The sequence below is a fragment of the Massilia sp. NP310 genome (assembly GCF_019443485.1).
GTDB classification, from domain to species: Bacteria; Pseudomonadota; Gammaproteobacteria; order Burkholderiales; family Burkholderiaceae_D; genus Telluria; species Telluria timonae.
In genome coordinates this window covers 1,565,782-1,585,569 of the sequence record NZ_CP080379.1, presented here as the reverse complement: position 1 = coordinate 1,585,569, position 19,788 = coordinate 1,565,782, and the positions used below count along the sequence as shown (strand labels likewise).

The 19,788-nt window shown below is 65.7% G+C and carries 19 protein-coding genes; 14 read left to right on the top strand and 5 right to left on the bottom strand.

Annotated features, from left to right (window positions below; genetic code table 11):
- Positions 1–52 precede the first annotated feature (52 nt).
- The 3 genes from KY496_RS06900 to KY496_RS06890 all read left to right on the top strand — a co-directional run bounded on the left by KY496_RS06900 (position 53) and on the right by KY496_RS06890 (position 3,012).
- Complete coding sequence (locus tag KY496_RS06900; protein WP_219864324.1) at positions 53–1,237, top strand: PepSY domain-containing protein; 1,185 nt, start codon at positions 53–55, stop codon at positions 1,235–1,237.
- Positions 1,234–1,425 carry a hypothetical protein gene (locus tag KY496_RS06895; protein WP_219865185.1) on the top strand — a complete coding sequence of 64 codons (192 nt, stop codon included), beginning with the start codon at positions 1,234–1,236 and terminating at the stop codon, positions 1,423–1,425. Before KY496_RS06900 ends, KY496_RS06895 begins: the two co-directional genes overlap by 4 nt.
- A gap of 138 nt (positions 1,426–1,563) precedes the next feature.
- Positions 1,564–3,012, top strand: coding sequence for a Ppx/GppA phosphatase family protein (locus KY496_RS06890; RefSeq protein WP_219864323.1), 1,449 nt, complete (start codon positions 1,564–1,566; stop codon positions 3,010–3,012).
- An 8-nt stretch (positions 3,013–3,020) separates the two neighbouring features.
- On the opposite strand, the gene KY496_RS06885 is transcribed toward KY496_RS06890, so the two are convergent.
- Both KY496_RS06885 and ppk1 read right to left on the bottom strand, forming a co-directional pair.
- Positions 3,021–3,479, bottom strand: a complete 459-nt coding sequence (locus KY496_RS06885; RefSeq protein ID WP_219864322.1) for a histidine phosphatase family protein — start codon at positions 3,477–3,479, stop codon at positions 3,021–3,023.
- Complete coding sequence (gene ppk1, locus KY496_RS06880; protein WP_005667686.1) at positions 3,451–5,613, bottom strand: polyphosphate kinase 1; 2,163 nt, start codon at positions 5,611–5,613, stop codon at positions 3,451–3,453. Before ppk1 ends, KY496_RS06885 begins: the two co-directional genes overlap by 29 nt.
- Positions 5,614–5,771: 158 nt before the next feature.
- On the opposite strand from ppk1, the gene lepB reads away from it, so the two are divergent.
- The 4 genes from lepB to KY496_RS06860 all read left to right on the top strand — a co-directional run bounded on the left by lepB (position 5,772) and on the right by KY496_RS06860 (position 9,572).
- Positions 5,772–6,446 (top strand): signal peptidase I, encoded by a 675-nt coding sequence (lepB, locus tag KY496_RS06875; RefSeq protein WP_219864321.1) that lies wholly within the window; start codon positions 5,772–5,774, stop codon positions 6,444–6,446.
- Positions 6,447–6,533: 87 nt separating this feature from the next.
- Positions 6,534–7,727: a multidrug effflux MFS transporter gene (locus KY496_RS06870; RefSeq protein ID WP_219864320.1), complete on the top strand. Its 1,194-nt coding sequence runs from the start codon at positions 6,534–6,536 to the stop codon at positions 7,725–7,727.
- 3 nt (positions 7,728–7,730) lie between these two features.
- Positions 7,731–8,936, top strand: a complete 1,206-nt coding sequence (locus KY496_RS06865) for a hypothetical protein (protein ID WP_219864319.1) — start codon at positions 7,731–7,733, stop codon at positions 8,934–8,936.
- A gap of 9 nt (positions 8,937–8,945) precedes the next feature.
- Positions 8,946–9,572 carry an ABC transporter ATP-binding protein gene (locus KY496_RS06860; protein WP_219864318.1) on the top strand — a complete coding sequence of 209 codons (627 nt, stop codon included), beginning with the start codon at positions 8,946–8,948 and terminating at the stop codon, positions 9,570–9,572.
- Here the strand turns inward: KY496_RS06860 and smpB are convergent, their stop codons facing one another.
- Positions 9,573–10,022 (bottom strand): SsrA-binding protein SmpB, encoded by a 450-nt coding sequence (gene smpB, locus KY496_RS06855; RefSeq protein ID WP_005667675.1) that lies wholly within the window; start codon positions 10,020–10,022, stop codon positions 9,573–9,575.
- Positions 10,023–10,116: 94 nt separating this feature from the next.
- Between smpB and KY496_RS06850 the strand changes: the two genes are divergently transcribed.
- Entirely contained in the window at positions 10,117–10,548 is a 432-nt protein-coding gene (locus tag KY496_RS06850; RefSeq protein WP_005667673.1) for a type II toxin-antitoxin system RatA family toxin, read from the top strand.
- Complete coding sequence (locus KY496_RS06845) at positions 10,541–10,855, top strand: RnfH family protein (RefSeq protein WP_071362500.1); 315 nt, start codon at positions 10,541–10,543, stop codon at positions 10,853–10,855. The genes KY496_RS06850 and KY496_RS06845 overlap by 8 nt, the downstream gene beginning before the upstream one ends.
- A 24-nt stretch (positions 10,856–10,879) precedes the next feature.
- Here the strand turns inward: KY496_RS06845 and KY496_RS06840 are convergent, their stop codons facing one another.
- Positions 10,880–11,140 carry a hypothetical protein gene (locus KY496_RS06840; protein ID WP_219864317.1) on the bottom strand — a complete coding sequence of 87 codons (261 nt, stop codon included), beginning with the start codon at positions 11,138–11,140 and terminating at the stop codon, positions 10,880–10,882.
- Between KY496_RS06840 and KY496_RS06835 the strand changes: the two genes are divergently transcribed.
- On the top strand, positions 11,139–12,269 hold the full coding sequence (locus KY496_RS06835; RefSeq protein ID WP_177185544.1) for a GGDEF domain-containing protein: 1,131 nt from the start codon (positions 11,139–11,141) through the stop codon (positions 12,267–12,269). The genes KY496_RS06840 and KY496_RS06835 overlap by 2 nt on opposite strands.
- Here KY496_RS06835 and KY496_RS06830 read toward each other — a convergent pair.
- Positions 12,241–12,753 (bottom strand): DUF4124 domain-containing protein, encoded by a 513-nt coding sequence (locus tag KY496_RS06830; RefSeq protein WP_219864316.1) that lies wholly within the window; start codon positions 12,751–12,753, stop codon positions 12,241–12,243. The genes KY496_RS06835 and KY496_RS06830 overlap by 29 nt on opposite strands.
- Before the next feature lie 151 nt (positions 12,754–12,904).
- Here KY496_RS06830 and guaB point away from each other — a divergent pair, with 151 nt between their 5' ends.
- From guaB to KY496_RS27360, 4 genes are all read left to right on the top strand, one after another.
- Positions 12,905–14,365, top strand: coding sequence for an IMP dehydrogenase (guaB, locus tag KY496_RS06825; protein WP_219864315.1), 1,461 nt, complete (start codon positions 12,905–12,907; stop codon positions 14,363–14,365).
- Positions 14,366–14,519: 154 nt separating this feature from the next.
- Complete coding sequence (guaA, locus tag KY496_RS06820) at positions 14,520–16,130, top strand: glutamine-hydrolyzing GMP synthase (RefSeq protein ID WP_219864314.1); 1,611 nt, start codon at positions 14,520–14,522, stop codon at positions 16,128–16,130.
- Between the two features lie 443 nt (positions 16,131–16,573).
- A complete protein-coding gene (locus KY496_RS06815) occupies positions 16,574–17,044 on the top strand; it encodes a carboxymuconolactone decarboxylase family protein (protein WP_071362505.1) in 471 nt (156 codons plus the stop codon).
- 3 nt (positions 17,045–17,047) lie between these two features.
- A complete protein-coding gene (locus KY496_RS27360; RefSeq protein WP_219864313.1) occupies positions 17,048–19,693 on the top strand; it encodes a GAF domain-containing protein in 2,646 nt (881 codons plus the stop codon).
- Positions 19,694–19,788: the final 95 nt, after the last annotated feature.

Genomic DNA, 19,788 nt, shown 5'->3' with positions numbered 1-19,788 from the left:
AACGATTATTATTCATGGTCTGTATCTCTAGCTATAATGCATACCCAATAACATGTCACCCGTTTCCCTGCGTCGCTGGGGCTGGATCCACAAGTGGTCCAGCCTGGTCTGCACCATCTTCATGCTGCTGCTGTGCCTGACCGGCCTGCCGCTGATCTACCACCATGAGATCGGCCACCTGCTGGGCAACGAGGTCGAGCCGCCGGTGCTGTCGCAACCGACGCCGATGGGCAACGTCGACGCGGTGATCGCCTCGGCCAAGGAGCTGTACCCGACCAAGAAGCCGATGTTCATCTCCCAGGAAGCCGACGTGCCCGAGATCTGGAACGTGACCCTGGCCGACCACATGCACGACCACGACTACAAGCCGATCGCCGTCGATGCGCGCACCACGGAGGTGATCGAAGAGCCGGCGTTCGAGGGCGGCGTGTTCATGTCGACCATGCTGGCGCTGCACGTCGACCTGTTCATGGGCCTGGCCGGCCAGCTGTTCCTGGGGTTGATGGCCCTGTTGCTTTTGGTGGCGATTATCAGCGGCGCGGTCCTGTACTCGCCGTTCATGCGCAAGCTCGACTTCGGCACCGTGCGCAAGGAGAGAAGCAGCCGCCTCAAATGGCTCGACATGCACAACCTGCTGGGCATCGTCACGCTCACCTGGCTGTTCGTGGTCGGCGGCACCGGCATGATCAATACCTGGGCCGACCTGATGCTCAAGTATTACCAGCACAATGAGCTGAGCGAGATCCTGGCCCAGTACAAGGACAAGGCGCCGCAGCCGCACACCGCCTCGGTGCACGACGCGATCGAAAAGGCCAAGGAGCGCCTGCCGGGCATGCGGGTCGCCTTCGTGGCCTTCCCGGGCACCGACTTCAGCAGCGCCCACCACTACGGCATCTTCATGAACGGCAACGAGCCGTTCAGCTCGCGCATGTACCAGCCGGTGCTGGTGGACGCCCACACCGGCGAACTCACCGACGCGCCCGAACTGCCGTGGTACCTGAAGGCGCTGCTGGTGTCGCAGCCGCTGCATTTCGGCGACTACGGCGGCCAGTGGATGAAGTTCCTGTGGGCGGTGCTCGACATCGCGACCATCGTGATCCTGGTGACGGGCCTGTACCTGTGGGTCAAGCGCGGCAAGACCGCCAATGCGTCGGCCAAGGCCGCGGCCCTCGACAAGCACGCGCCGGCCCGCGGCATCGATGCGCCGGCGCTGGCGCGCGAGGGGAGCGCATCGTGAGCCGCAGTCCGATGCAAATCTGGGGCGCGCCGATCGTGCTGGCCATCCTCACCACCATCGGCCTGATCTCGGCCCTGCTGGGCGACGGCATCTGGGACGCCCTGTCCGCCGTCACGCTCGGCATTCCCTGCCTGGTCGGCGCCTGGCACTGCCTGCGCCGCCGTCCGGCCGCCCGCCAGCGCGGCTGAACGGCCGCATCGTACACCCCCGGCGCACTTTTCGCGCGCCGGGGTTGGTGGCGACCCGCGCCACGCTGTATACTTGGCCCTGCCGATCCCGCGCAGCATGAGCTGGCCGCGGGATTCGTCCATTTTCGAAAGGGCCTCATGTTTGCAGCAGTCGACCTCGGGTCCAACAGCTTCCGCCTGCACATCGGCGAGCCGCTCGGCGCCCGCATGCACATCGTGCGCACCGCGCGCGATCCGATCCGCCTGGCGGCGGGACTCGACAGTCACGACATGCTCACCGAGGCGGCGATGCGCGCCGCCATCGCCTGCCTGCACGACTTCCGCAAGATCCTCGACGAATACCACCTCGACGCCGTGCGCGTGGTCGCCACCAACACCATGCGCGTGGCGAAGAACGCCGACCAGCTGCTGCCGCAGCTCGAGGCGGCGATCGGCTACCCGATCGAGATCATCTCGGGCGAGGAAGAGGGCCGCCTGATCTACATGGGCGTGACGCGCGCCATCGAGCGCCAGGACGAGCGGCGGCTGGTGATCGACATCGGCGGCGGCTCGACCGAGGTCATCGCCGGCACCGGCGCCGAGATCCACCTGGTCGAGTCGTTCGGCATCGGCACCCAGCCGCAGGTGCGCGCCTATTTCCCCGACGGCCGCATCAGCGCGCGCAATTTCGACGCCGCCGTTACCGCGGCGCGCGCCCGCTTCGAAGACGCCGCCTCGCTGTACCACGCCCAGGGCTGGGACGCCGCCTACGGCTCATCCGGCACCATGCGCGCCATTTCGGAAGTCATCGGCCGCAACGCGATCGGCGACGGCACGGTGTCGCAGGCCAGCCTGCATGCCTTGCGCGACATCCTGATCGAGCTGGGCCACGTGGACGCCTTTCTGCTGGCGGGCGTCAAGCGCGACCGCGTGCCGGTGATGGTGGGCGGCCTGACGGTGCTCATCGGCGCGATGCAGGAACTGAAGGTCGAGCGCCTGCATGCGGTCAATGCCGGGCTGCGCCTGGGCGTGCTGTCCGACCTCGAGCTGCGCGCCAACCGGCGCGACCGGCGCGACGCCGCGATCCGCTCCTGCATGCAGCGCTTCCGGGTCGACACCCAGCGCGCGCTGCGCACCTGCGGCATCGCGACCCTGCTGTACGAACGCCTGCAGCCGCAGGCCGACAGCCAGCCGCACTATCTGGCCTGGAGCGCCATGCTGCACGAGATCGGCCTGGCCATCTCGATGAGTGGCGCCCACAAGCACGGCGCCTATATCGTCGAGCACGCCGACCTGGGCGGTTTCACCACGCGCGAGCAGCGCCTGCTGGCGACGCTGGTGCTGGGACAGAAGGGCAATCTGCGCAAGATCCGCGAGGCGTTGGTCGAGCCCGACCTGGCCAAGGCGGTGCTGGCGCTGCGCCTGGCGGTGGTGTTCATGCATGCGCGCGCCGACAACGACATCGGCGGCCTGCGCCTGCGCATGAAGGGCAAGATCGAGATCGAGCTGCCGCCGGAACTGCTGGCGCGGCATCCGACGCTGGCGCCGTGGTTCGAGAAGGAAGAGTGCAGCTGGAATGAAGTCGGCATCGGCTTCCAGGCGCGCTAGCGTTTCTTCTAACGCAGCTTGCCGATCACGTCCGGCCCCGCCACCAGCCGGATATACGGCACGCCATCCGGCTCCTTGTGCTCGATCCAGAACACGCCCGCCTTGCGGATGCGCCAATCCTGCTTGTTCCCGCACAGCGCCATCGACGCCACCTGGCCCAGCAGCGGCTGGTGGCCGACGACCAGCGCCGGCTGGCGGTGCTCGGGCCAGCCGCAGGCGGCGATGATCGCTTCCGCGCTCGACTCGGTGTTCAGCGCCTCGACCACTTCGTAGCGCCGCCCCAGCGCTTCCACCGTCTGGATGCAGCGCGTGGCCGGGCTCACCAGGATGCGGCAGGCCGGGGGCAGTTTGCGATCCAGCCAGGCGCCCATGCGCGCGGCGTGGCGTTGGCCCTTGGGCGTGAGTTCGCGCAGCGCGTCCGGCTCTCCCGGCTCGGCCTCAGCGTGGCGCCACAGGATCAGTTCCATTGTCGATCTCCTTGTCGTTGGTGTCGTTGGCGAGGCTGGCCGCGCCGAGCATGTCCATCAGCACCTGCTGCGCGCTGTACTGCCCCTGCTTGCCGCGCGCCTTGCGGCGGCGATAGCGGCCGTCGGGCGCCAGCTCCCAGGCGTTGACGTTGTCCTTCAGGTAGGGGTGCAGGCCCTCGCGCATCACGCGCCGCTTGAGCGCGGTCGAGCGGATCGGGAATGCCACTTCGACCCGGCGGAACAGGTTGCGGTTCATCCAGTCGGCGCTGCTGAGCACCACGTCGTGCTTGAGGTCGTTGCGGAAATAGAAGATGCGGGTGTGCTCCAGGAAGCGGCCGACGATCGAGCGCACCTTGATGTTGTCCGACAGGCCGTCCACGCCAGGGCGCAGCGAACAGGCGCCGCGCACGATGAGGTCGATCCTGACGCCGGCCTGCGAGGCCTCGTACAGGGCCTTGATCACCGACTCGTCGGTGAGCGAATTCATCTTGGCGATGATGCGTCCCGGGCGGCCCTGGCGCGCGATCTCGGCTTCCTGGCGGATCGCGCGCACGATTTCCTTCTGCAGCGAGAACGGCGCCAGCCAGATGCTCGACAGCTGCTTGGGCCGGGTCAGGCTGGTGAGGTGGATGAAGACCTCGTTGACGTCGGCGGTGAGTTCCGGGTCTGCCGTCAGCAGCCCCATGTCGGTATAGAACCTGGCGGTGGTCGGGTTGTAGTTGCCGGTGCCGAGGTGGGCGTAGCGGCGCAGTCCATTCGGCTCGCGGCGCAGCACCAGCGCCATCTTGGCATGCGTCTTGAGGCCCACCACGCCGTACACCACCTGGGCCCCGGCCTGCTCGAGCTTCTCGGCCCAGTTGATGTTGGCTTCCTCGTCGAAGCGCGCCATCAGCTCGACGATGACGGTGACTTCCTTGCCGCTGCGCGCGGCCGCGATCAGGGCGTCGACCAGTTCCGAATTGCTGCCGGCGCGGTAGATGGTCTGCTTGATCGCCACCACGTTCGGATCGGCCGCCGCGCACTGGATGAAATTGATCACCGGCTGGAACGATTCGAATGGATGGTGCAGCAGCGCGTCGTGCTTGCGCAGGGAGGCGAACAGGTCGGGCCCGGCAAGCTTGTTCGGGTAGCCCGCGACATAGGGCGCGAAGGTGAGGTCGGGCCGGTCGTTGCTGTTGACGATTTCCAGCAGGCGGCTCAGGTTGACCGGTCCGTCGACCTTGAACAGGCGGCTGCGGTCGATCTGGAACTGGTTGAGCAGGAAGTCCGACAGGTGCTCGGGACAGGAGCGGCCCACCTCGAGGCGCACCGCGAAGCCGTACTGGCGGCTGTGCAACTCGCTCTGCAGCGCCTGGCGCAGGTTCTTGACTTCTTCTTCGTCGACCCACAGGTCGCTGTTGCGGGTGACGCGGAACTGCGAGTACGAGACCACATCGCGGCCGGTGAACAGGTCGGCCATGTGGGCCTGGATCACCGACGACAGCATGCAGTAGGAGGCGCCTTTCTTGTCCGAGAGCTCGTCCGGCAGCCGGATCACGCGCGGCAGCACGCGCGGCGCCTTCATGATCGCGATGCCCGAACCGCGCCCGAACGCGTCCTTGCCGGCCAGCTCCACGATGAAGTTCAGGCTCTTGTTGACGACGCGCGGGAAGGGGTGGGCAGGGTCGAGGCCGATCGGCGTGAGGAGCGGGCGCACTTCGCGGTCGAAATACTGCTTGACCCAGGCGCGCTGGGCGGCGTTGCGCTCGCTGCGGTGCAGCAGGTGGATGCCGTGCTCGGACAGCTGCGGCTGGATCTCGCTATTGAACAGGCTGTACTGGCGCGCGATCAGGTGGCGGCATTCGGCGCTCGCGCGTTCCAGGTTGGCGGCCAGGCCGTCGGGCAGGGCGCCGCTGGCGCGGTCGAGCTGGTGCTGGGCCAGCAGGCTGGCCACCCGCACTTCGAAGAACTCGTCCAGGTTGCTCGCCACGATGCACAGGAAGCGCAGGCGTTCGAGCAGCGGAATCGACGGGTCTTCGGCCTGGGCCAGCACGCGGCGGTTGAATTCGAGCAGCGACAGTTCGCGGTTCAGATAGGCGCCGCCGTCGGAAAATTGTTTGAGCTCAGCCTCGATGGCCTTTTTCTTCATGTCCATATTCTGCGGTCGTAGTCGTCCCGCAGGCAGTGTAGATGTCAAATATGACAGCCCGGTGACACTTGCGCCGCCGACGCCGCCATTTCCTTAATGAACTGCTAAGCCTTCATTCGGAGGCGGCGGCTATGCTTGGCGCTCCAGTCACCGAGGAGTCGTCCATGAAAAACTTCGTCCGCGCCAACAAGGGCTTCCTGATGTTCCTGCTGTTGTTCGGCGTGTTCCGCAGCGCGGTGGCCGACTGGAGCCCAATCCCGAGCGGTTCGATGCGGCCCAATCTGCTGGAGGGCGACGTGGTCCTGATCAACCGCCTGGCCTTCGACCTCAAGATACCATTGACCGAGGTGAGCGTGGCGCACCTGGGCGAGCCGGCGCGCGGCGACATGGTCGTGTTTTACTCGCCGCATGACGGCACGCGCCTGATCAAGCGCTTGCTGGCGCTGCCGGGCGACCTGGTCGAGATGCGGGGCGACCGGCTGTTCATCAACGGCGAAGGCGCCAGTTATGCGCTGCTGGGCGAGGCGCGCGAGCGCAGCCGCGGCCTCGAGGTCGGCGCCATCCGGCTGGAAGAGCAGGTGGCGGGCACGCGCCAGCGCATCCAGGTCTTGCCGGGCGTGCCGGCGCCGCGCAGCTTCGATCCGCTGCGGATCCCGCCCGGCCAGTACCTGATGTTGGGCGACAACCGCAACGACAGCGCCGATTCGCGCGTGATCGGCCTGGTGCCGCGCGAGAAGCTGGTCGGCCGCGCCGAGCGGATCCTGGTGTCGGCCGCCTACCAGGAAAACTGGATGCCGCGCCTGGGCCGCTTCGGCATGTCGCTGCGTGAGGATCGGTGAGGATCGGCGGGATCGAAATAGCGTACAATCGCGTCCCCCCGACGCCCGCATCGTGCGGTGTCGGCAACGATCCCGAAAGCGTAGTACATGCAAAAGCTCCTCACCGTCATCCTCGCCTGCCTCGGCATGATCGGCGCCCTGGCCATCGACACCTACCTGCCGTCGATGCCGGCGATCGGCGCCGAATTCGGGGTCGGCCCGGTGGCGGTGCAGCAGACGCTGAGCGTGTTCCTGTTCACGTTCGCCTTCATGATGCTGTTCTACGGGACCCTGTCGGACTCCTTCGGCCGCCGCCCCGTGATCCTGGCCGCGTTGGCGGTCTATACGCTGGCCTCGGTCGGCGCGGCCCTGGCGCCGAGCTTCGGCTGGCTGCTGGTGTTCCGCGCGCTGCAGGGCCTGTCGGCCGGCGCCGGTTCGGTGATCGGCCAGGCGATCGTGCAGGACCGTTTTTCGGGCCCGCAAGCCCAGCGTATGATGTCGCACATCATGATGGTGTTCGGCCTGGCGCCGGCCATCGCCCCGATCCTGGGCGGCTGGCTGCACGTGACCTTCGGCTGGCGCTCGTCCTTCGTGTTCCTGGCCGTGTTCGGGGCGGCGATGATCCTGCTGGTCATGAAGATGCTGCCCGAAAGCCTGCCGGCCGAGAAGCGCCAGGCCTTCCACCCGGGCACCATCGGCCGCAACTACCTGATGGTGCTGCGCAATCCGCAATTCGTGTTCCTGGCGCTGTCGGTGGGCCTGGCCTTCAGCGGCCTGTCGCTCTACATCGGATCGGCCTCGAACTTTGTGATGGAGATCCTCGGCCTGCCCGAGACCGCGTTCGCGTGGATGTTCATCCCGCTGGTGGGCGGCATGGTGGTGGGCTCGGCCTGGGGCGGCAAGCGCGCCCACAGCGCGACCCCGGGCCGCATGATGTGGACCGGCTACGCCGTGATGGCGCTGGGCGTGGCGCTCAACGTCGGTTATCACGGGCTGTTCCCGGCCAGCGTGCCATGGTCGGTGCTGCCGCTGTTCGTCTACACCTTCGGCCTGGCGGTGGCGATGCCGGCGGTGCAGCTGACCGCGATGGGCCTGTTCCCGCGCAACCGCGGCCTGGCCTCGTCGATGGTCGGCTTCATCCAGATGATGTCGTTCGCGCTGGTGTCGGGCCTGGTGGCGCCGCTGCTGTTCGACAGCGCGCTGAAACTGGGGCTGGGCGTGGCGGGCGGCCTGCTGCTGAGCTTTGGCGCCTGGCGCCTGTCGGTGCGCAGCGCAGTCGCGCCCGCCTTGCCGGGCGCTTGATCGGTGCTGGCGAGTTGGCGCCGCCGGCTGCTGCCGCAACCCTTTCCCGCCCTGTTCGCGCTGCGCCGGCGCTACCTGCGCCAGGAATCGCAGGCACTCTATCAACGCTACGGCCACGCGCTGGGGATCTTCGGCGCCTTCTTTGCGCTGGTGCTGGTCGAACGGCCATCGCTGCTGGCCGCGCCGATCCTGCAGTTCTGGCGCGACCCGCTGGCCTGGCGCGACAACCTGGTCTATCTGGTCGGCTGGCTGACGGTCGTGGGCCTGTGGGCGCGCGTGCACCGGAGCTTCGTGCGCGGCGCCGGGTTTGCCGTATTCGCCCGCAGCGCCAGCCATGGCCACTATCTGGCGCCACGACTGGACATGGCGCTGCTGCTGGTGGCCCTGCAGTGGTTCATCGTCCCGTTCGCGATCGCGGCGTGGGTGGTGCTGGCCACCGGCGCCGGGACCGTCCTGTTCTGGGGCGCTTTCCTGGTGATCCTGCTCCTGACGATCGCCGCGGCGCGCGCCGTGGTGTTCGGGGCAGGGCGCGCATCACGCCTGCGCCTCCTGGCCGTGCCGGCGCTGTTGGCGGCGGCGCCGCTCGCCGATGGCTGGCCGCTCGTGGCCTGCCTGGCGCTGCTGGCGCGCGAGCTGGCGCGGCCGGCGCCGGCGCGCGCGTCGACGCGGCGCGACGCCGGCGCCAGCGGACGGCTGCGCGGCCCGGGCCCATGGTTCCTGTTTCAGCTGCATGGCCGCGCCCTGTGGCGCTCCCACCTGCACGTGGCCCTGCCACGCATCGGCGCGGCGCTGTTCCTGCATGCGCTGTGCTGGGCAATGATCCACCTGTTCGGCAAGGAGCAGGATGCTGCGGGCTTCGTCACGCTGGCCTGTTGCGCCAGCGCCTACCTGCTGGCGGGGCTGTACTACGCCTTCTGGCAGGCGCGCCAGCCGCTGCAGCCCTTCCTGCGCAGCCTGCCGTTCGGGACTGCCAAGACCATGGTCGCGGAACACCTGGTGGTGCTGGGCGCCGGCGCCGCCGTGTTCGGCCTGGCATGGCTGGCCCATGCCCAGGCGGCGGGCAGCCTCGACGTGGCGACCGTCCTGCTGCGCCGTGCCGGCTGGTCCTTGATGCTTCTCGCGCTGCTCGGCGCGCCGATCCTGCAACGCCACCAGTACGGTGTGGCGATGAAGGTGGCGCTGTGCGCCGCGTCGCTCATATTGATGTAAGGACGATCGATGACCATCCTGCTGGCCGCCGAGGGCCTCGGCATGCGCCATGGCGCACATATACTGTTTGCACACCTTGACCTGTCGTTCGGCCCGGGCGCGGTGGCGCTGCTCGGCCGCAACGGCGCCGGCAAGTCGACCTTGTTGGCCCTGCTGGCGGGGATCGAGGCGCCGCAAGAGGGGAAGGTCAGGATCTGCGGCCACGACCTCGCCACCGATGGGCAGGCGGGCCGCGCGTGCCTGGCCTATGTGCCCGACGAATCGGTGGCTTATGACTTCATGACCGGCGACGAATTCCTGCGCATGGTGCAGGCCCTGCGCGGCGGCCCCGGCCCCGAGACGGCGCTGCTGACCGGGTTCGGGATCGACATCTATCTTGGCCTGCCGTTCGGCGACATGTCGCTCGGCACGCGCAAGAAGTTCATGCTGGTCAGCGGCCTGATGGGCGAAGCCCCGGTGGTGCTGATGGACGAGCCGACGAACGGCATCGATGCCGATGCCAGGGCCTTTCTCGTGGAGCAGATCCGGGCGCAGAGTGGCAGCCGCCTGGTCCTGTTCTCGACCCACGACCGGGAATTGATCGCGGCCGCCGGTGCGCGCGTGCTGGAGCTGCCGGTCCGTGCCCCGCGCGACTGATCAGCGGCGGTTGGTCTTCATCGCCTGGTTGACTTCACGCTTGGCGTCGCGGTCCTTCTCGGTCGCGCGCTTGTCGTGCTGCTTCTTGCCCTTGGCCAGGCCGATCTCGCACTTCACGCGGCCTTTCTTCATGTGCAGGTTGAGCGGCACCAGCGTGAACCCGGCGCGCTCGACCTTGCCGATCAGCTTGTCGATTTCGGCCCGGTGCAGCAGCAGCTTGCGCGAGCGCAGCGCCTCCGGGTGGCTGAAGGTGGAAGTCGTCGTCAACGCACTGACGTGCGCGCCGAACAGGTATAGCTCGCCATTGCGGACGAGCACATAGGCTTCCTTGATCTGCACCCGCCCTTCGCGGATGGCTTTTACTTCCCAACCCTCCAGCACCAGACCCGCTTCGTAGCGGTCTTCGATGAAGTAGTCAAAAAATGCTTTTTTATTGTCAGCGATGCTCATGAAAAGGCGAAAATTCGCGTGTCGGTTAAACTACTGCCATTGCGCCAACAACTGGCGCATGCAAATGACCAACATCATAACAAACGGTTGACCAATGGCAGTAGTGCACAAATCAGTTTTCCTTGGCTATAGCGCAGAACAGATGTTCGACCTGGTCGCCAAGGTCGAGGATTATCCCAAGTTCCTGCCCTGGTGTGCAGGCGTCAAGGTGGTCGAGCGGACCGACGACAAGCTGGTCGCCAGCTTGCAGATCAATTTTCATGGCGTGAAGCAAAGCTTCACGACGTCGAACCACAACCAGCGTCCGACCCAGATGAAGATGCACCTGGTCGACGGTCCTTTCAAGATGCTGGAGGCGACGTGGAGTTTCAAGGCCCTGCGTGAAGACGCCTGCAAGATCGACTTCGACATGCAGTACGAGTTCTCGAGCGTCATCCTGGCCCAGATCGTGGGGCCCGTGTTCGGCATGATCGCCAACAGCATGGTCGACTCGTTCTGCAAGCGCGCCGAGGCGCTGTATGGCTGAGATGCTGGGCATTTCGGTGTGCTATGCCAGCGCCGAGGTCGAGTGGCTGCACCCCATGCGGGTCGAGGCGGGCACGACCATTGGCGAGGCGATCGAGCGCAGCGGCGTCCTGGAAGCCTTTCCGGACATCAACCTGACGACCCAGCCGGTCGGCATCTACGCCAAGAAGAAGACGCTCGACACCGTGCTGCGCGAGCGCGACCGCATCGAGATCTACCGGCCGCTGGTGGCCGATCCCAAGGAGTCGCGCCGCAAACGCGCGGCCAAGCGCGAGGGCGCGGCCAGCGCGAGCGACGGCGCCGCCTGAGCGTGGCGTCGGAGGCGCAGGCTGTTATATCTTGCGCAACTGCAACAATTGGATAGATTTCCCGGAGTTTCTTGGTATCATGGCGCCTCCCATGATGCCGGGATGCGCACGCCGTGACTGGCCGGTGCGCATCGTGTCCGGCATCGACGTGCTGCCACGCCGCCTGTGCGCCGCCGCATTTTTATGGCGACGCTCCGCCTGTCGCACTTCCATTTGCCGTATTGCTGCTCCGATGTTGAATGCCCTGAGTTTGTTATTGGTGACCACCGGCCTGTCTGGGGTCATGTTGCTGGTCCTGTCGTCGCTCGCCAAGAGCGAGGTGGCAGGCATCCGCGAATGGCGCCAGGCGAACCTGCTGGCGGTGGTGGCCTTGCTGCTGTTCGCCGCGCGCGGCGTGGTTCCCGATGTCCTGAGCGTCGAACTGGCCAATGCGCTGTACCTCGGCACGATCACCCTGATCTTCGCCGGCTTCCGGCGTTTTCTCGGACTGTCGGTGCCATGGCGCCTGTTGGCGGCCGGCGCGCTGGCCGCGATCTCGGGCATCGTCTTCTTTCACCATGCGGTCGAATCGGCGGCGCTGCGCATCGTCTCGGTATCGCTCTACCACGGCGCCGTCTGCTTCGCGATCGGGATCACCCTGCGCGCGCCGGGCGAGCCGCGGCTGCGCTATTCGTTCACCTTCACCCGTTGCGCCGCCCTGGTGCTGGGCGTGGGCCATGCCTGGCGCGCGAGCTTCTATCTCATCGATTTCTACCAGCCTTATTCGCTGCTCGAAGGAAGCGCCTACAACCTGGCGTTCTTCGCGATCGGCACCCTGGCGCTGCCGGCATTGACGCTGGGCGCGGTGATGATGGCCAATGCGCGCCTGATCGCCGCCAGCATCCATGCCGCCGACCACGATCACCTGACCGGGGCCGCGTCGCGCCGCGCCTTCTTCGCCTTCGCCGAGCGCGAGCTGGCGCGCGCCGAGCGCCACGGTAGCGCTCTGGGCCTGCTGCTGGTGGACGCCGACCACTTCAAGCACATCAACGACACCCACGGCCACGGCGTGGGCGACCTGGTGCTGCGCGACCTCGTCGAGCGCACCCAGCAGACGATCCGGAAGATCGATTACTGCGCCCGCTTGGGTGGCGAAGAGTTCGCCGTGCTGTTGCCCGACGCCGACGGCCGCACGGTGCTCTCGGTGGCGCAGCGGCTGCGCGCCGCGCTCGAGCGCGCGCCGCAGGTGGGAGCGGGCGCGGCCGGCGTGTCGTATACGGTCAGCATCGGCGTGGCCATGCTGCGGCCGGGCGAAGGCATCACCAGCCTGATGGCGCGCGCCGATGCGGCCCTGTATGCGGCCAAGGCGGGCGGACGCAACCGCGTTGAGGTCGCGATCGAACCGGTCAGCGGCACTCTTGCAGAGCCCGCTTGACATGTTCGCTGCGCGCAGCTTTCTCTTCGTCGCTCATATAGGTTTTCTCGCCATCGGGCCCGACCCGCGCGACGCGGATGCCCGAGGCAAGACTGGCCTGCGTCTCGCGCGCCGCGGCGCAATGCTCGGCCAGGCGCCGGCGGCGCTCGGCTTCTTGCTGCGTCTTCTGTTCCTGGTCGGCGCGCGCCTTGCTGCGTTCGCGGAAGGCGGCTTCCTGCTCGGCCAGGCTCGGCGGCCTGGCGGCGCCCTTGGTCGGGGCCGGCGTCGCGGCGGCAGTTTCCGATGAGGTCGACGGTTCCAGCGGCGGGCGGCCGGGCGCCTTGAGGATTTTGCTGGCCGGCGTGCCGGGCGGGGGCGGGCGGTCGGCATACTGGCGCGTGCCGTTGGGGCCGATCCAGACGTACTGGGCATGGGCGGCGCTCGCGGCGCACAAGAGCAGGGCGCCGAGGGCGTGTCTGGAAAGGGCGTGGCAAGAAAGCGGCATGACATGGTTCCTGATTGAATCGCGTCGATTTCGCCATGTCCTGGCTCGGCTGTCAATTGGCGGGCGCACCGTGCGAAAGAAATTTTGGCCTCCCGGGCGACGGGAATGGAGAGTTTCTGTATAATTTGCTTTTGCGCCTATAGGAAATACTATGCGTCTCCTCCAAAAAGCACTCACCTTCGATGACGTGCTGCTCGTCCCAGCCTACTCCAACGTCCTCCCGGCCCAAACCTCCCTGCGTACCAAGCTGACCCGGAACATCACGCTGAACATTCCGCTGCTGTCGGCGGCCATGGACACCGTCACCGAATCGCGCCTGGCGATCGCAATGGCGCAAGAGGGCGGCATCGGCATCATCCACAAGAACCTGCGCCCGGCCGACCAGGCGCGCGAAGTGGCGCGAGTAAAACGTTTCGAAGCCGGCGTGCTGCGCGACCCGATCACGATCCCGCCGACCATGAAGATCCGTGAAGTGCTGGCGCTCTCGCAGCAGCACGGCATCAGCGGCTTCCCGGTGGTCGAGGGCAGCCAGGTGGTGGGCATCATCACCAACCGCGACCTGCGTTTCGAGGAAGACCTGGAGGCCGAAGCGCGCGCCAAGATGACGCCACGCGACAAGCTGGTGACCGTGAAGGAGGACGCGGACACGGCCGAGGCCAAGCGCCTGATGAACAAGCACCGCCTGGAGCGCGTGCTGGTGGTCAACGACGACTTCGAGCTGCGCGGCCTGATCACCGTGAAGGACATCCAGAAGTCGCACGAGCACCCGCTGGCCTCGAAGGATTCGCAGGGCAAGCTGCTGGTCGGCGCCGCCACCGGCGTGGGCCCGCGCGACGAGGAGCGCATCGAACTGCTGGTCGCCGCCGGCGTGGACGTGCTGGTGGTCGACACCGCCCACGGTCATTCGCAGGGCATCCTGGACCGCGTGAAATGGATCAAGGATCGCTTCCCGCACGTGGACGTCATCGGCGGCAACATCGCCACCGCCGCCGCCGCGCTGGCGCTGGTGGAAGCGGGCGCCGATGCGGTGAAGGTCGGCATCGGCCCCGGCTCGATCTGCACCACCCGTATCGTCGCCGGCGTCGGCGTGCCGCAAATCACCGCGATCTCCAACGTGGCCAAGGCCCTGGAAGGCACCGGCGTGCCGTGCATCGCCGACGGCGGCATCCGCTTCTCGGGCGATATCTCGAAGGCGCTGGCAGCCGGCGCCCACACGGTCATGATGGGCTCGATGTTCGCCGGCACCGAAGAAGCGCCGGGCGAAGTGATCCTGTACCAGGGCCGCAGCTACAAATCCTACCGCGGCATGGGCAGCCTGGGCGCGATGGCCGACGGTTCGGCCGACCGCTACTTCCAGGAAGCCTCGAGCAAGGCCGACAAGTTCGTCCCGGAAGGCATCGAAGGCCGCGTCGCCTACAAGGGCAGCGTGCTGGCGATCATCTTCCAGCTGATCGGCGGCGTGCGCCAGTCGATGGGCTACTGCGGCTGCTCCACCATCGAAGAGCTGCGCGAGAAGGCGGAGTTCGTCGAGATCACCTCGGCCGGCATGCGCGAGTCGCATGTGCACGACGTGCAGATCACCAAGGAAGCGCCGAACTACCGTTCGGAATAAGCCATGCCGCGCGGTCGCCTGGCGGCCGCTGTGGGGTGGACGGCGTGGCCGTCCACGCGTTCAACCATCGTTCGCGTTGCCTGGACGCGTGGAAGGCGAAGCCTTCCACCCCACCGAATTGCTCTCCACGAATTCCTCACCATAGACGCATCCCATGCATTCCAAAATCCTCATCCTCGATTTCGGTTCCCAGGTTACCCAGCTGATCGCGCGCCGCGTGCGCGACGCCGGCGTGTTCTCCGAAGTCTTCCCCTATGACGTCAGCGACGCGTTCGTCCGCGAATACGGCGCCTCGGGCATCATCCTCTCGGGCAGCCACAACTCGACGCTCGAAGGCGACTCGCCGCGCGCGCCGCAGGCGGTGTTCGAAGCCGGCGTGCCGGTGCTGGGCATCTGCTACGGCATGCAGACCATGGCGGCCCAGCTGGGCGGCAAGGTCGAGAACGGCCTGAAGCGCGAATTCGGCTACGCCGAAGTGCGCGCCCGCGGCCATACGGCGCTGCTGAACGGCATCAACGACTTCGTGACCGATGAAGGCCACGGCATGCTGAAGGTCTGGATGAGCCACGGCGACAAGGTGCTGGACATGCCGGAAGGCTTCAAGCTGATGGGTTCGACCGACAGCTGCCCGATCGCCGCGATGGCCGACGAAGAGCGCCGCTTCTACGCGCTGCAGTTCCACCCGGAAGTCACGCACACGACCCAGGGCGAAGCCATCATCGGCCGCTTCGTGCACGAGATCTGCGGTTGCAAGTCGGACTGGAACATGCCGGATTACATCGGCGAAGCCGTCGCCAAGATCCGCGAACAGGTGGGGACCGACGAGGTGATCCTGGGCCTGTCGGGCGGCGTCGACTCGAGCGTGGCTGCGGCGCTGATCCACCGCGCGATCGGCGACCAGCTGACCTGCGTGTTCGTCGACCACGGCCTGCTGCGCAAGGACGAAGGCAAGATGGTCATGGACATGTTCTCCAAGAACCTCGGCGTGAAGGTCATCCGCATCGATGCCGAGGCGCAGTTCATGGGCCACCTGGCCGGCGTGACCGACCCCGAGCAAAAGCGCAAGATCATCGGCCGCGAGTTCGTCGAGGTGTTCCAGGTCGAGGCGGGCAAGCTGACCAATGCCAAGTGGCTGGCGCAGGGCACCATTTATCCGGACGTGATCGAGTCGGCCGGCAAGGGCAAGAAGGGCCAGACCATCAAGAGCCACCACAATGTGGGCGGGCTGCCCGAGACCCTGAACCTCAAATTGCTCGAGCCGCTGCGCGAGCTGTTCAAGGATGAGGTGCGCAAGTTGGGTGTCGCGCTGGGTCTGCCGCATGACATGGTCTATCGTCATCCGTTCCCTGGTCCTGGCCTGGGCGTGCGTATCCTGGGCGAGGTGAAGAAGGAGTATGCCGACCTGCTGCGCGAGGCGGATGCGATCTTCATCGAAGAGCTGCGCAATACCCCGTTCGAAGTGCCGCACGTGCCGGGCATCGATGCGGGCAAGGCGCCGGTGAACTGGTATGAGGCGACCAGCCAGGCGTTTGCGGTGTTCCTGCCGGTGAAGTCGGTCGGCGTGATGGGCGATGGCCGTACTTATGAGTATGTGGTGGCGCTGCGCGCGGTGCAGACGCTGGACTTCATGACGGCGCAGTGGGCGCATTTGCCGCATTCGCTGCTGGGCAAGGTGAGCAATCGCATCATCAACGAGGTGCGTGGGCTGAACCGTGTCGTGTATGACATTTCGGGCAAGCCGCCGGCAACGATCGAGTGGGAGTGAGTTTCTCGCTGGAAACTTCTTTTTCGCAGTTCAAGAGGCTCGCTTCGGCGAGCTTTTTACTTGCTTAAGCAATCAGTTGAGCTCACCCTGAACCTGTTCAAGGCGGTGTTCAGTTTTTCCGTGACCTGCTGGTCCCTATCAGGCGGCTCGCGGCGAGATGCGTCCGATTGAACCTGCTGCCATCGGCGAGGACGCCCAGCTGGTCGCACTGGTTGCGGGACAGGTCAATGCCACGGCAACATCTCATACGGGCATGCGATCAAATATCAACTGGTAGGAAACGTCCCGATGCCGTGGCCGTGCTATCATCCGGCACCGTCACCTGACCGCATGAGAGTCGTCCTGACATCTCATATCCCCTGAGACATGCCGAACATTCACAATCGGGACCTGGCGATGCAAGTGCCGAAGTCAGGGCGCTCTACACGGACTTCCAGCGCCGTATGGGTTTCCCCGCCCCCCCAAACTTCATCAAGGTCCAGGGTCATTCGGTTGCGGCCGCAAGCGGAAGCTGGGGACTCGTCCAGAACACCCTGGTCGGAGGCGTCCTTCCTCGAACGCTGAAAGAGATGCTGTTCTCCGCAATCTCCGCTGACAGGAATTGCCAGTACTGCGAAGCTGCGCATCTTGCCTGCTGTCGCATGCTTGGTGTCAGCGAAGAAGATCTGGCACAGCTGTCCGAGAATATCGATTCGCTCGATCCGCCCAAGACACGCGCAATCATCCGGTTCGGGCTGAAATGCGCACGTGATCCGCAAAGCCTGACTTCCGAGGACTTCAGCACCCTGCGGGGGCTTGGCCTGACGGAGTCGGAAATCATGGAACTCATCTCCATGTCGGCATTGGCGGTCTACGCCAACATCGTTGCCGATGCCACCAAGGTGGAAAACGACGAGATATTCAGCCAGCTTTGACGCATGGAGAAGGGCCGTGACATTGCGCAGCTGAACCTGGTACTCGAGCTGGTATCCGAGTTTGCGTCGGTGACCACGCTGAAGGAGCTCGAGCGTACGATCGATTCGCGGCTACGCTGGATTCTCGATTTCGAGGAGTGCGAACTGCGGATGATGCGTGGTAGTGACGCGTCCGATGATTCGGATGTGGAATCCGCGCTGCCCGGTCCCTTGCCGGGCAGCGTCGCTATATCGAAAGAAGCGCTTGTACGACAGGCGCTGGCGACCGGCGTACCTGCCTCGGTCGGGATGCCCATCACCGCTATCGTCTACCCGCTCGGACTGAGCGACAAACCGCTCGGCGTTCTCTACCTGGCCGCCGAAACAGCGGGCTTTTCGTACCGGGACCTGCGTCTGCTTCACCATGTTTGTTCGAGTCTTGGCGCGGTGCTGGCGCGCATTCACCAAGCCTCGATCGAGTCGGAATTGCGCGCAAACGAAACGCGCCTGCAAAGCATGAACATGCGTCTCGAGCAGCGTGTCATGGAACGCACCAGCGAACGTGACGTTCTCATTGCAATGTTCCAGGCAACCGATATGTCCATTCAGGTACTGGATATGGATTGCCGGCTCCTGGCCATCAACGACGCGGGTATCGCCCAATACAAGCGCATGTACGGCGCGAACGCCATGATTGGCGACAGTCTGCCGGAACTGTTGAAGGGCGCGCCAGCACAGATGGCAGCGATTGTTGGGCTGTGGCGCCGGGCGCTCGGCGGCGAGGCGTTCACGGTACAGCAGGAATTCGACGCAAGCGCGTCCCAACCGTGTAGCTATGAAATGCGGTTCGAGGTCTTGCGTGGATCCGACGACATGCAGATCGGCGCGTTCATGACTGCGGTCGATATCACGGACTCCGTGAGACAGCAGCGCGCACTGGCCGATACGCAGGAGGCGCTTCGACAGTCGCAAAAGCTGGAAGCGATCGGTCAGCTGACCGGTGGCGTGGCTCACGACTTCAACAATGTGCTTGCCGTGATCAAGGCAAGCACCGAGCTTTTACGCAAGACGAGCTTGAACGACGAGCGACGTCAGCGGTTTATCGAATCGATTGGAAACGCCGTCACACGAGGCGCCCGGCTAACCGGCCAACTACTCGCGTTCGCCCGCAGGCAGGCCCTGCAGCCTGAAGTGTTCGACGCCGGGGAGAATGCGCGCGCGGTTGCCGAGATGATCGGCAGCCTCACCGGCGCCGGGGTCGAGGTCAACATCCACGTGTCGGATCAGGAATGCCTGATCGACGCCGACCCAAGCCAGTTCGACACGGCCCTGGTGAACCTGGCGGTCAATGCGCGCGATGCCATGCGTGCGCGGGGAACCCTGACCGTGAGGGTTGAGGTCGTCGAAGCCATCCCGGCCACCAAGACGCGCGGCGCGGTGGAAGGCGAATTTGTCGCCGTCTCGCTTGCCGATACCGGAACCGGCATCGCGCCGGAACACCTGGAAAAAATCTTCGAGCCATTCTTCACAACGAAAGGCGTGGGGCATGGGACCGGGTTGGGATTGTCGCAGGTATTCGGTTTCGCCCATCAATCGGGAGGAGATGTCCGCGTACAGAGCGCACTGGGCGCTGGCAGTACGTTCACACTCTACTTGCCGCGCGCTCGCGCTGCAAGGGTGGCGCCGGCAGCCACGCGCAAGGCTGCCGATCTTCCCTCAGGGGATGGCGTCAGCGTCCTGGCCGTGGAGGACAATCCTGAATTGGCTGCCGTGGTCGACACCATGCTGCAGGAACTCGGCTACGCCAGTGTCGTGGTGCCCAGCGCCGAACGTGCGCTGGAATTGCTGCGCGAGGAACCCGACCGCTTCGCTGCGGTGTTTTCGGATGTGATGTTGCCTGGAATGAATGGGATCGATCTGGCCAATGCCATCGCCGAGTCGGGAATCGGGGCGGCGGTCGTGCTCAGCAGCGGTTACAGCCAGGCGCTGGTCCAGAATCCCAACCACGGTTTCGTATTACTTGCCAAGCCTTATGCGCTCGCGGATCTGGCGCGGGCGCTTCACGCTGCCGTGCACAGGCTCGATCCACCGGCAGGGCAGGAGCAGCCGGACATGGCGACCGTATACGACGGACGCCGGCTGGACGCCGAGGCGCGGGCCGAGCAGGCTCGGCTTGCCGAGCTGGCCGCGCTGCACATCATGGATAGCGAAGAAGACGAAGCCTACGATGAGCTCACGCGCATGGCAGCTTCCTTCTGCGAAGCGCCGATCGCGCTCATTTCGCTGGTCGACGAACAGCGACAATGGTTCAAGGGGCGCGTGGGTCTTCAGGCACGTGGGACACCGCGCGAGCATGCATTCTGTGCACACGCGATCAAGCAGCCTGAACAAATAATGCAAGTACCGGACGCGACGCTCGATGCGCGATTTGCCGTGAACCCATTGGTAACTGGTGAGCCCGGCATTCGTTTCTATGCAGGTGCTCCACTGCGGAGCGCCTCGGGCCATGCGCTTGGCACCTTATGCGTGATCGACAGGAAGCCCCGGTACTTGACACAAGACCAGCTCGATGCGCTCAGGACGCTCGCGGCGAGCGTGGTGGAGCGCCTCGAAGCGCGCAGGCTGGAACTAGGCCTGGCTGTAGACCCGAGCGAGAACCCAGCCCGGTAAGCGAGAGTCGGGCCGGGCGCGCTTGGCAAGCGTGAGCTGCGTTGCTCGTCGTGCATGGCCGGCCATGCGGCCGCCTTGCGCCTTGCTCATGAAAG

What these genes read in the sequence shown, in the direction of transcription:
- KY496_RS06845 (WP_071362500.1), top strand. Translation starts at nt 10,541, where the DNA reads ATGGCTGAGATGCTGGGCATTTCGGTGTGCTATGCCAGCGCCGAGGTC.
- KY496_RS06890 (WP_219864323.1), top strand. Translation starts at nt 1,564, where the DNA reads ATGTTTGCAGCAGTCGACCTCGGGTCCAACAGCTTCCGCCTGCACATC.
- KY496_RS06870 (WP_219864320.1), top strand. Translation starts at nt 6,534, where the DNA reads ATGCAAAAGCTCCTCACCGTCATCCTCGCCTGCCTCGGCATGATCGGC.
- KY496_RS06840 (WP_219864317.1), bottom strand. Translation starts at nt 11,140, where the DNA reads ATGACCCCAGACAGGCCGGTGGTCACCAATAACAAACTCAGGGCATTC.
- guaA (WP_219864314.1), top strand. Translation starts at nt 14,520, where the DNA reads ATGCATTCCAAAATCCTCATCCTCGATTTCGGTTCCCAGGTTACCCAG.
- guaB (WP_219864315.1), top strand. Translation starts at nt 12,905, where the DNA reads ATGCGTCTCCTCCAAAAAGCACTCACCTTCGATGACGTGCTGCTCGTC.
- KY496_RS06815 (WP_071362505.1), top strand. Translation starts at nt 16,574, where the DNA reads ATGGGTTTCCCCGCCCCCCCAAACTTCATCAAGGTCCAGGGTCATTCG.
- KY496_RS06835 (WP_177185544.1), top strand. Translation starts at nt 11,139, where the DNA reads ATGTTGCTGGTCCTGTCGTCGCTCGCCAAGAGCGAGGTGGCAGGCATC.
- KY496_RS06900 (WP_219864324.1), top strand. Translation starts at nt 53, where the DNA reads ATGTCACCCGTTTCCCTGCGTCGCTGGGGCTGGATCCACAAGTGGTCC.
- lepB (WP_219864321.1), top strand. Translation starts at nt 5,772, where the DNA reads ATGAAAAACTTCGTCCGCGCCAACAAGGGCTTCCTGATGTTCCTGCTG.
- KY496_RS06850 (WP_005667673.1), top strand. Translation starts at nt 10,117, where the DNA reads ATGGCAGTAGTGCACAAATCAGTTTTCCTTGGCTATAGCGCAGAACAG.
- ppk1 (WP_005667686.1), bottom strand. Translation starts at nt 5,613, where the DNA reads ATGGACATGAAGAAAAAGGCCATCGAGGCTGAGCTCAAACAATTTTCC.
- KY496_RS27360 (WP_219864313.1), top strand. Translation starts at nt 17,048, where the DNA reads ATGGAGAAGGGCCGTGACATTGCGCAGCTGAACCTGGTACTCGAGCTG.
- smpB (WP_005667675.1), bottom strand. Translation starts at nt 10,022, where the DNA reads ATGAGCATCGCTGACAATAAAAAAGCATTTTTTGACTACTTCATCGAA.
- KY496_RS06830 (WP_219864316.1), bottom strand. Translation starts at nt 12,753, where the DNA reads ATGCCGCTTTCTTGCCACGCCCTTTCCAGACACGCCCTCGGCGCCCTG.
- KY496_RS06885 (WP_219864322.1), bottom strand. Translation starts at nt 3,479, where the DNA reads ATGGAACTGATCCTGTGGCGCCACGCTGAGGCCGAGCCGGGAGAGCCG.
- KY496_RS06860 (WP_219864318.1), top strand. Translation starts at nt 8,946, where the DNA reads ATGACCATCCTGCTGGCCGCCGAGGGCCTCGGCATGCGCCATGGCGCA.